Origin of the sequence: Streptomyces sp. NPDC059909 (assembly GCF_042730885.1) — a bacterium.
Taxonomy (GTDB): Bacteria; Actinomycetota; Actinomycetes; order Streptomycetales; family Streptomycetaceae; genus Streptomyces.
In genome coordinates this window covers 1-457 of sequence record NZ_JBHWKX010000239.1, presented here as the reverse complement: position 1 = coordinate 457, position 457 = coordinate 1, and the positions used below count along the sequence as shown (strand labels likewise).

The window sequence follows — 457 nt, the reverse complement described above, 5'->3', positions numbered from 1 at the left end:
GGCGCTGCGGGACCTGCTCGGCGGTGGACACCTCGTCACCGCCCACGGCACCCACCCGCATCCCGGCTACGCCGAGGTCGCGGACCAACTGGTGACCTTCAGCGGTCCCTGGCACGACTACCGCTGGTCCCAGGCGCCCGAATGGACCGCCGCCTACCCGCCGGAGCGCTTCTGCCACCTCGTCCACGGGCTGCCGCGCGGCCACCTCGCCCAGGCGCTGCGCGTCGCCCGCTGGCAGGGTGCGGGCACTGTCTGGTTCACCGACCGCACGGCCAAGGAGAGCCGAAGTGCCTGCTGGGAGACCATGCCCGGTTACTGGGACACCCTCGTCTCGCAGGTCGGAACGGGTGTCTCGGAATGAAGAAGGGCGTGGCAGTGTTACGGCTAGCGGTCCCCGCCCGTGCGGGGGTTGTCCTGTCCCCGATCGACCAACGGAGTCCCCGTGTCGCTGCCACCC

At 71.3% G+C, this 457-nt stretch carries 1 protein-coding gene; it reads left to right on the top strand.

Translation table 11 applies throughout. From position 1 onward, the window contains the following. Positions 1 to 361 (top strand): spherulation-specific family 4 protein (locus tag ACFV9O_RS40500; RefSeq protein ID WP_385428116.1); only part of this gene is annotated, 361 nt, incomplete at its 5' end. Positions 362 to 457 lie beyond the last annotated feature (96 nt).